Source organism: Peptoniphilus duerdenii ATCC BAA-1640 (genome assembly GCF_000146345.1).
GTDB lineage: Bacteria > Bacillota > Clostridia > Tissierellales > Peptoniphilaceae > Peptoniphilus_B > Peptoniphilus_B duerdenii.
The window spans coordinates 1,631,904-1,645,766 of the sequence record NZ_GL397071.1 but is presented as its reverse complement, the minus strand read 5'-3'; the positions used below and the strand labels follow the sequence as shown (position 1 = coordinate 1,645,766).

13 protein-coding genes are annotated in these 13,863 nt (G+C 37.9%); all 13 read left to right on the top strand.

Annotated features, from left to right (window positions below; translation table 11 throughout):
* Positions 1-60: 60 nt before the first annotated feature.
* Positions 61-1,803, top strand: a complete 1,743-nt coding sequence (locus HMPREF9225_RS07435; protein ID WP_008902318.1) for a DUF4153 domain-containing protein — start codon at positions 61-63, stop codon at positions 1,801-1,803.
* A 363-nt stretch (positions 1,804-2,166) separates the two neighbouring features.
* Entirely contained in the window at positions 2,167-2,481 is a 315-nt protein-coding gene (locus tag HMPREF9225_RS07430; protein ID WP_000420681.1) for a YdcP family protein, read from the top strand.
* Between the two features lie 15 nt (positions 2,482-2,496).
* Positions 2,497-2,883 (top strand): YdcP family protein, encoded by a 387-nt coding sequence (locus HMPREF9225_RS07425; RefSeq protein ID WP_000985040.1) that lies wholly within the window; start codon positions 2,497-2,499, stop codon positions 2,881-2,883.
* Between the two features lie 39 nt (positions 2,884-2,922).
* On the top strand, positions 2,923-4,317 hold the full coding sequence (locus HMPREF9225_RS07420) for an FtsK/SpoIIIE domain-containing protein (RefSeq protein ID WP_002368310.1): 1,395 nt from the start codon (positions 2,923-2,925) through the stop codon (positions 4,315-4,317).
* A 205-nt stretch (positions 4,318-4,522) separates the two neighbouring features.
* Positions 4,523-5,698: a MobT family relaxase gene (mobT, locus tag HMPREF9225_RS07410; RefSeq protein WP_002390710.1), complete on the top strand. Its 1,176-nt coding sequence runs from the start codon at positions 4,523-4,525 to the stop codon at positions 5,696-5,698.
* A gap of 42 nt (positions 5,699-5,740) precedes the next feature.
* On the top strand, positions 5,741-5,962 hold the full coding sequence (locus tag HMPREF9225_RS07405) for a hypothetical protein (protein WP_001009056.1): 222 nt from the start codon (positions 5,741-5,743) through the stop codon (positions 5,960-5,962).
* 116 nt (positions 5,963-6,078) lie between these two features.
* On the top strand, positions 6,079-6,576 hold the full coding sequence (locus HMPREF9225_RS07400; RefSeq protein ID WP_002368312.1) for an antirestriction protein ArdA: 498 nt from the start codon (positions 6,079-6,081) through the stop codon (positions 6,574-6,576).
* Positions 6,577-6,589: 13 nt separating this feature from the next.
* A complete protein-coding gene (locus HMPREF9225_RS07395) occupies positions 6,590-6,982 on the top strand; it encodes a conjugal transfer protein (protein ID WP_025186755.1) in 393 nt (130 codons plus the stop codon).
* The gene (gene tcpF, locus HMPREF9225_RS07390) at positions 6,966-9,413 is read left to right on the top strand and encodes a conjugal transfer ATPase TcpF (RefSeq protein ID WP_002368314.1); all 2,448 of its coding nucleotides are present in this window, start codon (positions 6,966-6,968) and stop codon (positions 9,411-9,413) included. Before HMPREF9225_RS07395 ends, tcpF begins: the two co-directional genes overlap by 17 nt.
* A 2-nt stretch (positions 9,414-9,415) precedes the next feature.
* Entirely contained in the window at positions 9,416-11,593 is a 2,178-nt protein-coding gene (locus tag HMPREF9225_RS07385; protein WP_008902317.1) for a CD3337/EF1877 family mobilome membrane protein, read from the top strand.
* Positions 11,590-12,591, top strand: coding sequence for a bifunctional lytic transglycosylase/C40 family peptidase (locus tag HMPREF9225_RS07380; RefSeq protein ID WP_000769868.1), 1,002 nt, complete (start codon positions 11,590-11,592; stop codon positions 12,589-12,591). Before HMPREF9225_RS07385 ends, HMPREF9225_RS07380 begins: the two co-directional genes overlap by 4 nt.
* 14 nt (positions 12,592-12,605) lie before the next feature.
* Positions 12,606-13,523, top strand: a complete 918-nt coding sequence (locus HMPREF9225_RS07375) for a conjugal transfer protein (protein WP_000975336.1) — start codon at positions 12,606-12,608, stop codon at positions 13,521-13,523.
* Between the two features lie 274 nt (positions 13,524-13,797).
* The coding region (locus HMPREF9225_RS10115; protein ID WP_104659178.1) for a tetracycline resistance protein at positions 13,798-13,863 on the top strand (66 nt) is incomplete at its 3' end.

The following is a 13,863-nucleotide window of genomic DNA, read 5'->3' as shown; positions in this document are numbered from 1 at the left end:
AATTTAAAAAATTTCTTGAACTGAAAAACTCTTTAAATTATTATTACAGTAGGAGGTTTTATGAAACCATTTTATCATCTAAAAGAAAAATTCTTAAGCTCCAGAAAAGCAATAGAAAGATTTCCACTACCTATGATATTTTCAATAATTTCAACTGTATTTTTCATATTGTCTATACAGAGAAATGAAGGAATAAAAAATAATGCAAAACTTGGATTCTTCTTTATTTTTGCAACAGCTTTATATCTAAACATAAAACTATTTCTTGAAGGTATAATCTTCAGTAAAAAAGATAAATTTTCATTTAAAAATGTGAGCCTTTTGAAGGCGTCATCTTATCTGCTCTCATTGCCCGCAATTTTTGGAATGTATCTCAACATATTTTATTTGAATAAAGAGTTTAGATACAATTCATTATATATTTATATAGGTTGTATGGCATTTTTAATAATATCTATATTTTTTATTTCAAAATTAAATTATTTTGAAGACTTTATACCTTATGTACTTAATGTAAATTTTCAGCTTATTGCATCTATTATATATTCTATGACAATAGGCATAGGGCTATTAATATTTTTTGTAAGTCTAAATAAATTGTTTGACTTAAATATGGATTATAAACATTTACTTTCATTGGAATTAATAGTATTTATCCCATTGAATCTAGGTTTTTTCTTAAGTGATTTTCCAATTATTCAAAAGTCATTTAATGATTATGAAGTTTCAAAAGAAATTAATATCTTGGTAAACAACATATTTATACCTTTAATATATTTATACACACTTATACTTTATGCGTATTTCTTTAAAATAGTATTTACTATGACATTGCCAAAAGGAATAATTATAAATTTAGTACTTTGGTTTTCTATATTTACTACATTTGTTATATTTATTTCTGCCAAGACAAGGGGAAATATAGGTCAGAATTTTAAAAAAATTCAGCCTGTACTTAGTTTACCATTAATACTTTTTATGTTTTATTCAATATATATAAGAATAAATCAATATGGTTTTACAATAAACAGATACTTGGTGGTGGCTTTAGGATTTTTCTCTCTACTTTCAATGTTATACTATATTTTCGTTAAAAACAGTTCAAATATGACAATTATAGTTTTATTTTCTATAATTGTTTTAATTAGCTCTATAGGACCAGTATCAGCTTATAATATTAGTGCAATTTCGCAAAATAAAAGGCTTAAAAATCTACTAATAAAAAATCAAATGTTGGTTGGCGGCAAAATTGTGGCTAATAATAATATTTCTAATGATGATAAAAAAGAGATTATTTCCATAGTTAATTATTTAAATGATTACTTTGAGCCAAAAGATATAGATTTACTCAGAAACTATGATTCTAATTTTGAAAGGACCTTTGGTTTTAATGAAAATATAGAAGCTTACAATAATTGTTATGAAGTTGCAAATATTTCAGATGATGAGGCAATAGATACTACTGGGTATGATTGCTTTATTTCCAAAGACTACTATAATGGCGAAACTTTGTATGATGACAATAATATAAAGATATATGGTGAAAATAACAGCATAATTATTACAAAAAAAACTAAAGGCAGCGAAGTTAGTAAGGAAATTAATTTAAATGACATTGCTAAGAAATATATAGCATTAAAAAAAGACAACTCAATAATAAACCAAAATGATTTAGCGTATAAGGGAAGTATAGATGGATTAAATTATAAGATTATATTTAAAGAGTTAAGCTTTACAAAAGAAGATAATAAGATAGAGATACTAGATGTATCATTCTATTTCTTAATGGAAAGAGTCAATTGATCATTGATTCTTTTTTTTTTACAAAAACAGTATAAAAATCTAATTATCCGCATAAACACTGGACTTATCACACTTTATCAAGGTCAAAACCACTCAATTTACTACTAATTTACTACTTATGAATGAGCTTTGATACGACGATTTATCCTTGAAAAGTGAAGATACAAAGATACTTCCAATAAAATTGAATATTTAATAGGTAGACACTTCAAAAAATGAGGTGTCTATTTTTTTACCCAATATTTGAAAGGAAGTGAACTTATGAAAACAGAAAATCAAGAATCAAAAGGTCGCTCCCCTCCCTTTAAGACCATCAAACAAACAAGATTTATCAAACAATAAAAAGAAAGGATAGGTAAAAATATGGAACTTAAATTTGTGATTCCCAACATGGAAAAAACATTTGGCAATTTAGAATTTGCTGGCGAGGATAAAGTAGAACAGCGAAGAATCAACGGACAATTAACTGTCTTATCTCGAAGCTACAACCTCTATTCTGACGTTCAAAGAGCAGATGATATTGTGGTGGTGCTTCCTGCTGAAGCTGGAGAAAAACATTTCGGCTTTGAGGAACGTGTAATGTTAGTCAATCCACGTATTACCGCAGAGGGCTATAAAATTGGTACTCGTGGATTCACAAATTACCTTTTACATGCGGACGACATGATAAAAGAATAAAGAAAGAGAGGAAAAATGATGAGATTACCTAATGGCATTGTATTAGATAAAGACGCTACATTTGGAGAATTAAAGTTTTCAGCACTCCGTCGTGAAGTACGAATCCAAAATGACGACGGTACGGTTTCAGATGAAATCAAAGAACGTACCTATGATTTAAAATCCAAAGGGCAAGGACGTATGATTCAAGTGAGTATTCCTGCCAGTGTTCCTTTGAAAGAGTTTGACTATAACGCAAAAGTGGAAATCATCAATCCAGTTGCAGATACCGTCGCTACCGCTACCTTCCGAGGGGCAGATGTTGACTGGTATATCAAGGCAGACGATATTGTATTGACGAAAGATTCCAGTACCTTTAAAAATCAGCCACAACCTAAAAAAGAGCCAGCCACGGATAAATAGTCATGCTACTTCCACTAGAGAGAAAGGAGGAAATCCCGCATGAAACAGTTTGGCATTCGTGGTAAAAGGATTCGCCCAAGTGACAAGGATTTAGTCTTTCATTTTACAGTAGCGTCCTTACTGCCAATTTTCCTGCTGGTTATCGGACTGTTTCATGTGAAGACAATCCAGCAGATTAACTGGCAGGACTTTAACCTATCACAAGTAGACAAGATTCACATTCCCTATTTAGTTATTAGTGTTAGTGTCGCAATTCTTGTCTGCTTGCTGGTGGCATTTCTATTCAAAAGATATAGATATGATACAGTAAAACAACTGTACCACCGTCAAAAGCTGGCTAAGATGGTACTTGAAAACAAGTGGTATGAATCGGAACAGGTCAAAACAGATGGCTTCTTCAAAGATTCGTCCAGTCGTACTAAGGAAAAGATAACCTACTTTCCCAAAATATTTTATCGCCTTAAAGATGGTTTAATACAGATGCGAGTGGAAATCACGCTAGGAAAATATCAAGACCAGCTCCTACACTTGGAAAAGAAATTAGAAAGCGGATTGTACTGTGAGCTGACGGATAAAGAGTTAAAAGATTCTTATGTGGAATATACCCTGCTCTATGACACCATCGCCAGTCGTATTTCTATTGATGAAGTCCAAGCCAAAGATGGCAAACTACGCTTGATGGAAAACGTATGGTGGGAATATGACAAGCTCCCTCACATGCTCATAGCTGGTGGTACAGGTGGCGGTAAAACTTACTTTATACTGACACTGATTGAAGCCTTGCTTTATACAGATTCTAAGCTCTATATTCTTGACCCAAAGAACGCCGACCTTGCCGACTTAGGCTCTGTGATGGGGAATGTCTACTACAGAAAAGAAGATATGCTCTCCTGCATTGACCGTTTCTATGATGAAATGATGGCACGAAGTGAAGCTATGAAAGAGATGGAAAACTATAAGACTGGCGAGAACTATGCCTACTTAGGACTTCCTGCAAACTTTCTTATCTTTGATGAATACGTGGCTTTCATGGAAATGCTGGGAAATAAAGAAAATACCGCAGTCTTAAACAAGCTCAAACAGATTGTCATGTTAGGTCGTCAAGCTGGCTTCTTTTTAATACTGGCTTGTCAACGTCCAGACGCAAAATATTTAGGCGACGGAATCCGTGACCAGTTTAATTTCAGAGTGGCACTTGGAAGAATGTCTGAAATGGGCTATGGCATGATGTTTGGCAGTGATGTACAAAAAGATTTCTTCTTAAAACAAATCAAAGGTCGTGGCTATGTTGATGTGGGAACAAGTGTCATATCAGAATTTTACACTCCCTTAGTACCAAAAGGTCATGACTTTTTGGAGGAAATAAAAAAACTAACCAACAGCAGACAGTCCACGCAGGCGACGTGCGAAGCGAAAGTCGCAGGTGTGGACTGATCTTGCTGGCTGGTGTGGCGATAGCCACGCCAGCACCTAACCCCCCGTATCTAACAGGGGGGTACAAATCGACAGGAAACAGTCAAAAAAATAGCAGAAAATTCTTTGGTTACAAGGAGTTTAGAAAATTTCGTGGTATGTCAAATGAGCTTCAATAGTTGACATACCTTTTTTAATTGGAGGGATTTAACTGAATGAACAAACTTTGATACAGCATTTAAAGGAAAAACGGTTGGCTTATGGGCTATCTCAAAACCGACTGGCTATTGCTACAGGCATTACAAGGCAATATCTTAGCGACATTGAAACTGGCAAGGTTAAGCCATCAGACGAGTTGCAACAATCCCTTTGGGAAACTCTGGAACGCTTCAATCCCGATGCCCCACTTGAAATGCTCTTTGACTATGTAAGGATTCGCTTTCCCACAATGGACGTACAGCATGTGGTTGAAGAAATATTGCAATTGAAACTTTCCTATTTTCTTCATGAAGACTATGGCTTTTATTCTTATTCAGAACATTATGCCTTAGGCGATATATTCGTTCTCTGCTCTCATGAGATAGACAAAGGTGTTCTGGTGGAATTAAAAGGTCGTGGGTGCAGACAATTTGAAAGCTATCTTCTAGCACAACAAAGAAGCTGGTATGAGTTCTTTATGGACGCTTTGGTGGCTGGTGGCGTGATGAAACGCCTTGACCTTGCCATCAACGATAAAACAGGGATTTTGAATATTCCCACACTGACGGAAAAATGCCTACAGGAAGAGTGTATTTCGGTGTTCCGCAGTTTCAAGAGCTATCGCAGTGGCGAACTGGTACGCAAAGATGAAAAGGAATGTATGGGAAACACGCTTTATATCGGTTCATTACAAAGCGAAGTCTATTTCTGTATCTATGAAAAGGACTATGAGCAGTACAAGAAAAATGATATTCCCATTGAAGACGCAGAGGTTAAAAACCGTTTTGAAATCCGACTAAAAAATGAGCGTGCCTATTATGCAGTACGTGATTTACTTGTCTATGATAATCCAGAGCATACAGCTTTTAAGATTATCAATCGGTATATCCGCTTTGTGGATAAGGACGATTCAAAAGCACGTTCCGATTGGAAACTCAATGAAGAATGGGCATGGTTTATTGGAAACAATCGTGAACGATTAAAGCTAACCACAAAACCAGAGCCTTACTCTTTCCAAAGGACACTAAACTGGCTATCTCATCAAGTCGCCCCGACCTTAAAGGTTGCTATTACACTTGATGAAATTAACCAGACGCAGGTTGTGAAAGACATTCTCGACCATGCGAAACTGACAGACCGACACAAGCAGATTTTAAAGCAACAGTCGGTAAAAGAACAGGACGTGATAACGACAAAAAAATAACTTAAATACAAATTCACTGCATACAGAAAGGAGAACATTTTTATGAATTTTGGACAAAACCTTTATAACTGGTTTCTATCAAATGCTCAATCACTGGTACTTTTAGCAATCGTTGTAATTGGCTTGTATCTTGGCTTCAAGCGTGAGTTTAGTAAACTGATTGGCTTTCTCATCATTGCGATTATTGCGGTGGGCTTGGTGTTCAACGCTGCTGGAGTAAAAGACATTTTATTAGAGCTATTTAATCGCATTATCGGTGCTTAAATTAAACCGTTATTTTGTGGAATATAAGTGGTTTTCTTATGTTCCGCAAAAGAATGGTACACCAAACGAAGTGCGGTAGGGATTTTTGAATCTCTACAAAGAAAGGACGTGAACACATGGACGATATGCAAGTCTATATTGCCAACTTAGGTAAATACAATGAAGGAGAATTAGTCGGTGCTTGGTTTACCTTTCCCATTGATTTTGAAGAAGTCAAAGAGAAAATCGGCTTGAATGATGAATACGAGGAATACGCCATTCACGATTATGAGTTACCCTTTACGGTTGACGAATACACTTCTATTGGCGAACTCAATCGCCTATGGGAAATGGTATCGGAGTTGCCAGAGGAACTACAATCCGAGCTATCTGCTCTGCTCACTCATTTTTCAAGTATTGAGGAACTAAGCGAACATCAAGAGGATATTATCATTCACTCGGATTGTGATGATATGGCAGATGTCGCACGTTACTACATTGAAGAAACTGGAGTATTGGGCGAAGTGCCAACCAGTCTTCAAAACTATATTGATTACGAATCCTATGGTCGTGATTTAGAAATTTCGGGAACTTTTATCACAACCAATTATGGGATTTTTGAAATCGTCTATTGAAAGGATTGATTCTATGAAGAAAATACGAAGCTATACCAGTATTTGGTCTGTTGAGAAAGTGCTGTACTCCATCAACGATTTTAGACTTCCGTTTCCCATAACCTTTACGCAAATGACGTGGTTTGTCGTGTCACTGTTTGCGGTTATGATACTTGGCAACTTGCCACCTCTTTCCATGATTGAGGGAGCATTTCTCAAATATTTTGGAATTCCTGTGGCTTTCACATGGTTTATGTCTACAAAAACCTTTGATGGTAAAAAGCCTTATGGATTTTTGAAGTCTGTCATTGCTTATGCACTGCGACCAAAGCTGACCTATGCAGGGAAAAAAGTAACCCTTGGCAGAAACCAGCCACAAGAAGCCATTACGACAGTTAGGAGTGAATTTTATGGCATATCCAATTAAATACATTGAAAATAATCTGGTCTGGAATAAAGATGGCGAATGTTACGCCTATTATGAGCTTATTCCTTACAATTACTCATTCCTAAGTCCAGAACAGAAAATACAAGTGCATGATTCTTTCAGACAGCTTATCGCACAAAATCGTGATGGCAAGATTCATGCTCTACAAATCAGTACAGAATCCAGCATACGTTCTGCACAAGAACGTTCCAAAGAGGAAGTAACTGGCAAACTCAAAGTAATTGCCTATGACAAAATCGACCAACAGACAGACGCTTTAATATCCATGATTGGCGAAAATCAAGTGGACTACCGCTTCTTTATCGGCTTTAAGTTGCTTCTCAACGATCAAGAGTTTTCTATGAAAAGTCTTACCGTTGAAGCCAAAAATGCTTTGTCTGATTTTGTCTATGATGTGAACCATAAGCTAATGGGCGATTTTGTCAGCATGAGTAATGATGAAATCCTGCGTTTTCAGAAGATGGAAAAGCTCTTGGAAAATAAAATCTCTCGTCGTTTCAAAATCCGTAGACTGGATAAGGACGACTTCGGCTATCTGATTGAACATCTTTATGGACAGACAGGTACAGCTTATGAAGATTATGAGTACCATCTATCAAAGAAGAAGCTGGATAATGAAACGCTGATTAAATATTATGACCTTATTAAACCGACCCGTTGTCTGGTGGAAGAAAAACAGCGATACCTAAAAATTCAACAGGAAGACGAAACCGTCTATGTGGCGTACTTTACCATCAACAGCATTGTCGGCGAATTGGACTTTCCGTCCTCTGAAATCTTCTACTACCAGCAACAGCAATTTACATTCCCGATTGATACTTCTATGAATGTGGAAATCGTGGCAAACCGTAAAGCACTAAGCACCGTTCGTAATAAAAAGAAAGAACTAAAAGACCTAGATAACCACGCATGGCAAAGTGATAACGAAACCAGCTCTAATGTGGCGGAAGCTCTGGAAAGTGTCAATGAGCTGGAAAATAATTTAGACCAAAGCAAGGAATCCATGTATAAGCTCTCTTATGTGGTGCGTGTTTCCGCAAATGACTTGGACGAATTGAAACGTCGTTGTAATGAAGTGAAAGATTTTTATGACGATTTAAGTGTCAAGTTGGTACGACCATTTGGAGATATGCTGGGCTTACATGAAGAATTTTTACCATCAAGCAAGCGTTATATGAATGACTATATTCAGTATGTAACCTCTGATTTCTTAGCTGGACTTGGTTTCGGTGCTACTCAAATGCTTGGCGAAAATGAGGGTATTTATGTTGGCTATAGCTTAGATACAGGACGCAATGTCTACCTCAAACCTGCTCTTGCCAGTCAAGGGGTTAAGGGTTCAGTAACCAATGCATTAGCGTCTGCCTTTGTAGGTTCGCTAGGCGGTGGAAAATCCTTTGCGAATAACCTTATCGTCTATTATGCAGTGCTTTATGGGGCACAAGCAGTGATTGTTGACCCGAAAGCGGAACGTGGCAGATGGAAAGAAACCTTGCCAGAAATCGCTCACGAAATTAATATTGTCAATCTGACTTCTGATGAGAAAAATAAAGGCTTACTTGACCCTTACGTGATTATGAAAAATCCCAAAGATTCTGAATCACTGGCAATCGACATTTTGACGTTCCTTACGGGGATTTCATCACGAGATTCTGACCGTTTCCCTGTTCTACGAAAAGCCATTCGTGCTGTAACTAATAGTGAAGTGCGAGGTCTTCTGAAAGTGATTGAGGAATTACGGGTTGAGGGAACTCAAATAAGCACCAGCATAGCCGACCATATCGAAAGTTTTACAGACTATGACTTTGCACATCTGCTCTTTAGTGATGGATATGTGGAGCAGTCTATCAGTCTTGAAAAACAACTGAACATCATACAGGTTGCCGACTTGGTACTTCCCGATAAAGAAACCTCCTTTGAGGAATATACCACAATGGAGTTACTATCGGTGGCAATGCTGATTGTCATTAGTACCTTTGCGTTAGACTTTATCCATACAGACAGAAGCATTTTTAAAATTGTTGACTTAGACGAAGCGTGGAGCTTTTTACAGGTAGCACAAGGAAAAACACTATCTATGAAGCTGGTTCGGGCTGGTCGTGCTATGAACGCTGGGGTATATTTCGTGACCCAAAATACAGACGACCTCTTAGATGAAAAACTGAAAAATAACCTCGGCTTAAAATTTGCATTTCGTTCCACTGACCTTAACGAGATTAAAAAGACCTTAGCCTTTTTTGGTGTAGACCCAGAGGACGAAAACAATCAGAAGCGATTGCGTGATTTGGAAAACGGGCAATGCCTTATCAGTGATTTATATGGTCGTGTCGGTGTGATACAGTTCCACCCTGTATTTGAAGAACTGCTCCATGCCTTTGATACCAGACCACCTGTGCGAAAAGAGGTGTAAATGTGAAACCATCAATAGTAAACAGAATAAAATCAAACTGGACGCTGAAACGTCTAGGTAAAGTGGCAATGACAGTGGCTTTCACACTTGTGATTGCCATTTTTCTTTTAGCCATGCTGGGAACGGTGGTTCAAGCTGCGGGCTTGGTAGATGATACGGTCAATGTGGCAAATGAATACAGCCGATACCCACTTGAAAACTATCAACTGGATTTTTATGTGGATAATAGCTGGGGCTGGCTTCCGTGGAACTGGTCGGACGGGATTGGAAAACAGGTCATGTATGGACTATATGCCATTACCAATTTTATTTGGACAATCAGTTTGTATGTTTCCAATGCGACAGGTTACTTAGTACAGGAAGCCTATTCCTTAGACTTCATTTCCGCTACAGCAGATTCCATTGGTAAGAATATGCAGACCTTAGCTGGTGTGAGTGCAAACGGATTTTCAACAGAGGGTTTCTATGTTGGATTCCTCTTACACTTGATTTTGGTTCTTGGGGTTTATGTTGCCTATACGGGACTGATAAAGAGAGAAACCACAAAGGCAATTCATGCCATTATGAATTTTGTGCTGGTGTTTATCCTATCGGCTTCCTTTATTGCCTACGCTCCCGACTACATTAAAAAAATCAATGACTTTTCATCAGACATCAGTAATGCCAGTTTATCACTTGGCACGAAGATTGTCATGCCCCATTCCGATAGTCAAGGCAAGGACAGCGTGGACTTAATCAGAGATAGCCTGTTTTCCATACAGGTTCAGCAACCGTGGCTACTGCTTCAATACAACAGTTCAGACATTGAAAGTATCGGTATTGACCGTGTGGAAAGCCTGCTCTCCACCAGCCCAGATTCCAACAATGGCGAAGACAGAGAAAAAATTGTTGCGGAAGAAATTGAAGACAGAAGCAATACCAATCTAACCATTACAAAGACCATTAACCGTTTAGGTACAGTCTTCTTCCTATTTGTCTTCAATATTGGGATTTCCATATTTGTATTCCTATTAACAGGAATCATGATTTTCTCGCAGGTACTTTTTATCATCTATGCTATGTTTCTGCCTGTGAGCTTTATTTTAAGCATGATTCCATCATTTGATGGTATGTCAAAACGAGCCATAACAAAGCTCTTTAATACCATTTTGACACGAGCTGGAATCACATTGATTATTACGACAGCATTTAGTATTTCAACCATGCTCTATACCTTATCGGCTGGTTATCCGTTCTTTTTGATTGCTTTTCTACAGATTGTGACCTTTGCAGGAATCTACTTCAAGCTGGGCGATTTAATGAGTATGTTTTCTCTACAGAGTAACGATTCTCAAAGTGTGGGAAGTCGTGTGATGAGAAAACCTCGTATGCTTATGCACGCTCACATGCACCGTCTACAGCGGAAACTTGGACGTTCCATGACTACTCTAGGGGCTGGGTCTGCCATTGTTACAGGTAAAAAAGGACAGTCGGGTTCGGGGAGTTCTGCAAGGACACAAGCAGATCACTCCCGACCAGACGGAAAGGAAAAATCAACACTTGGAAAACGTATCGGTCAAACCATCGGTACAGTAGCTGATACCAAAGACAGAATGGTAGACACTGCTAGTGGTTTGAAAGAACAGGTTAAAGATTTGCCGACCAATGCAAGATATGCAGTATATCAAGGAAAATCCAAAGTAAAAGAGAATGTCCGTGATTTAACCAGTAGTATTTCTCAAACCAAAGCGGACAGAGCCAGTGGACGCAAGGAACAGCAGGAACAAAGGCGAAAAACCATTGCGAAGCGTCGCTCTGAAATGGAACAGGTCAAACAGAAAAAACAGCCTGCTTCTTCTGTTCATGAAAGACCGACTACAAGACAAGAACAATATCATGATGAACAGACCTCAAAACAGTCTAATATTCAGACTTCATATAAGGAATCTCAACAAGCCAAACAAGAGCGTCCAGCAGTTAAGTCCGATTTTTCAAGTCCAAAAGTGGAACGCCAAGGCAATACCGTTCAAGAAAAAACCGTTCAAAAGCCAGCAACTTCAACCACTACAGCAGATAGAACTTCACAACGTCCAATCACAAAAGAACGTCCGTCTACTGTTCAAAGAGTACCACTACAAAATACAAGAAGTAGACCACCAATCAAAACCGCCACCATTAAGAAAGTCGGTAAGAAACCATGAAGTTGAAAACTTTAGTGATTGGTGGTTCTGGATTATTCTTGATGGTCTTCTCACTGCTTCTGTTTGTTGCCATTTTATTTTCAGATGAACAGGACAGCGGAATTTCCAATATTCATTATGGAGGTGTGAATGTTTCCGCAGAAGTGCTGGCTCATAAGCCTATGGTAGAAAAATATGCCAAAGAATATGGCGTTGAAGAATATGTCAACATACTTCTTGCGATTATACAGGTGGAATCGGGCGGTACTGCGGAAGATGTTATGCAGTCCTCGGAATCCCTCGGTCTTCCACCTAATTCATTGAGTACAGAAGAATCCATTAAGCAAGGTGTGAAGTATTTCAGTGAATTATTAGCCAGTAGCGAAAGGCTCAGTGTAGATTTAGAATCGGTTATCCAGTCCTACAATTATGGTGGTGGTTTCTTAGGGTATGTGGCTAATCGTGGAAATAAATATACCTTTGAACTGGCTCAAAGTTTCTCAAAAGAGTATTCAGGTGGCGAAAAAGTGTCTTACCCCAATCCCATAGCCATACCTATCAATGGGGGCTGGCGATACAACTATGGCAATATGTTTTATGTGCAACTGGTAACGCAGTATCTTGTCACAACAGAGTTTGATGATGATACGGTACAAGCCATCATGGACGAAGCACTGAAATATGAGGGCTGGCGATACGTTTACGGTGGAGCTTCCCCGACTACTTCTTTTGATTGTAGCGGACTGACACAATGGACGTATGGAAAAGCTGGAATTAACTTACCACGAACCGCACAACAGCAATATGATGTGACCCAGCATATCCCACTATCGGAAGCACAAGCTGGCGATTTGGTTTTCTTTCATTCTACCTATAACGCTGGCTCTTATATTACTCATGTTGGGATATACCTTGGCAATAACCGTATGTTTCATGCAGGCGACCCAATCGGTTATGCCGACTTAACAAGCCCCTACTGGCAACAGCATTTAGTGGGAGCAGGACGAATCAAACAATGAGAAAGGAAGATTTAATGATGAAATTTAGAAAAAATCAGAATAAAGAAAAACAGATACCAAAGGAAAAGAAACCTCGTGTCTACTATAAGGTCAATCCTCATAAAAAGGTTGTGATTGCCTTGTGGGTACTTTTAGGGCTTAGTTTCAGCTTTGCGATATTCAAGCACTTTACAGCTATAGATACTCATACTATTCACGAAACAACTATCATAGAAAAGGAATACGTTGATACTCATCATGTAGAAAATTTTGTAGAGAACTTTGCGAAAGTCTACTATTCATGGGAGCAATCCGATAAGTCCATTGATAATCGAATGGAAAGTCTAAAAGGCTATCTGACAGATGAACTTCAAGCTCTCAATGTTGATACAGTACGCAAAGATATTCCTGTATCGTCTTCTGTAAGAGGATTTCAGATATGGACGGTAGAGCCAACTGGCGACAATGAGTTTAATGTAACCTACAGTGTAGACCAGCTCATTACAGAGGGAGAAAATACAAAGACCGTCCACTCTGCTTATATAGTGAGTGTCTATGTAGATGGTTCTGGAAATATGGTACTGGTTAAGAATCCGACCATTACCAACATACCTAAGAAATCAAGTTATAAACCAAAAGCCATTGAAAGTGAGGGGACGGTTGATTCCATTACAACCAATGAAATCAATGAGTTTTTAACGACGTTCTTCAAGCTCTATCCTACAGCGACAGCCAGTGAACTTTCCTACTATGTGAATGACGGGATATTAAAACCAATCGGAAAAGAGTACATCTTTCAAGAACTGGTAAATCCTATTCACAATCGTAAGGATAATCAAGTCACGGTATCGCTGACAGTGGAGTATATCGACCAGCAGACCAAAGCAACGCAGGTATCTCAATTTGATTTGGTACTTGAAAAGAACGGGAGTAATTGGAAGATTGTAAAATAACAAATATTGGTACATGATTACAGATACTTTGTAATCATGTACTCTTTTTGATAAAAAATTGGAGATTCCTTTACAAATATGCTCTTACGTGCTATTATTTAAGTGACTATTTAAAAGGAGTTAATAAATATGCGGCAAGGTATTCTTAAATAAACTGTCAATTTGATAGCGGGAACAAATAATTAGATGTCCTTTTTTAGGAGGGCTTAGTTTTTTGTACCCAGTTTAAGAATACCTTTATCATGTGATTCTAAAGTATCCAGAGAATATCTGTATGCTTTGTATACCTATGGTTATGCATAAAAATCCCAGTGATAAAAGTATTTATCACTGGGATTTT

Excerpts from the sequence above, each read along its gene's own strand:
- HMPREF9225_RS07435 (WP_008902318.1), top strand. The coding sequence starts at position 61 with ATGAAACCATTTTATCATCTAAAAGAAAAATTCTTAAGCTCCAGAAAA.
- HMPREF9225_RS07430 (WP_000420681.1), top strand. The coding sequence starts at position 2,167 with ATGGAACTTAAATTTGTGATTCCCAACATGGAAAAAACATTTGGCAAT.
- HMPREF9225_RS07425 (WP_000985040.1), top strand. The coding sequence starts at position 2,497 with ATGATGAGATTACCTAATGGCATTGTATTAGATAAAGACGCTACATTT.
- HMPREF9225_RS07420 (WP_002368310.1), top strand. The coding sequence starts at position 2,923 with ATGAAACAGTTTGGCATTCGTGGTAAAAGGATTCGCCCAAGTGACAAG.
- HMPREF9225_RS07405 (WP_001009056.1), top strand. The coding sequence starts at position 5,741 with ATGAATTTTGGACAAAACCTTTATAACTGGTTTCTATCAAATGCTCAA.
- HMPREF9225_RS07400 (WP_002368312.1), top strand. The coding sequence starts at position 6,079 with ATGGACGATATGCAAGTCTATATTGCCAACTTAGGTAAATACAATGAA.
- HMPREF9225_RS07395 (WP_025186755.1), top strand. The coding sequence starts at position 6,590 with ATGAAGAAAATACGAAGCTATACCAGTATTTGGTCTGTTGAGAAAGTG.
- tcpF (WP_002368314.1), top strand. The coding sequence starts at position 6,966 with ATGGCATATCCAATTAAATACATTGAAAATAATCTGGTCTGGAATAAA.
- HMPREF9225_RS07380 (WP_000769868.1), top strand. The coding sequence starts at position 11,590 with ATGAAGTTGAAAACTTTAGTGATTGGTGGTTCTGGATTATTCTTGATG.
- HMPREF9225_RS07375 (WP_000975336.1), top strand. The coding sequence starts at position 12,606 with ATGATGAAATTTAGAAAAAATCAGAATAAAGAAAAACAGATACCAAAG.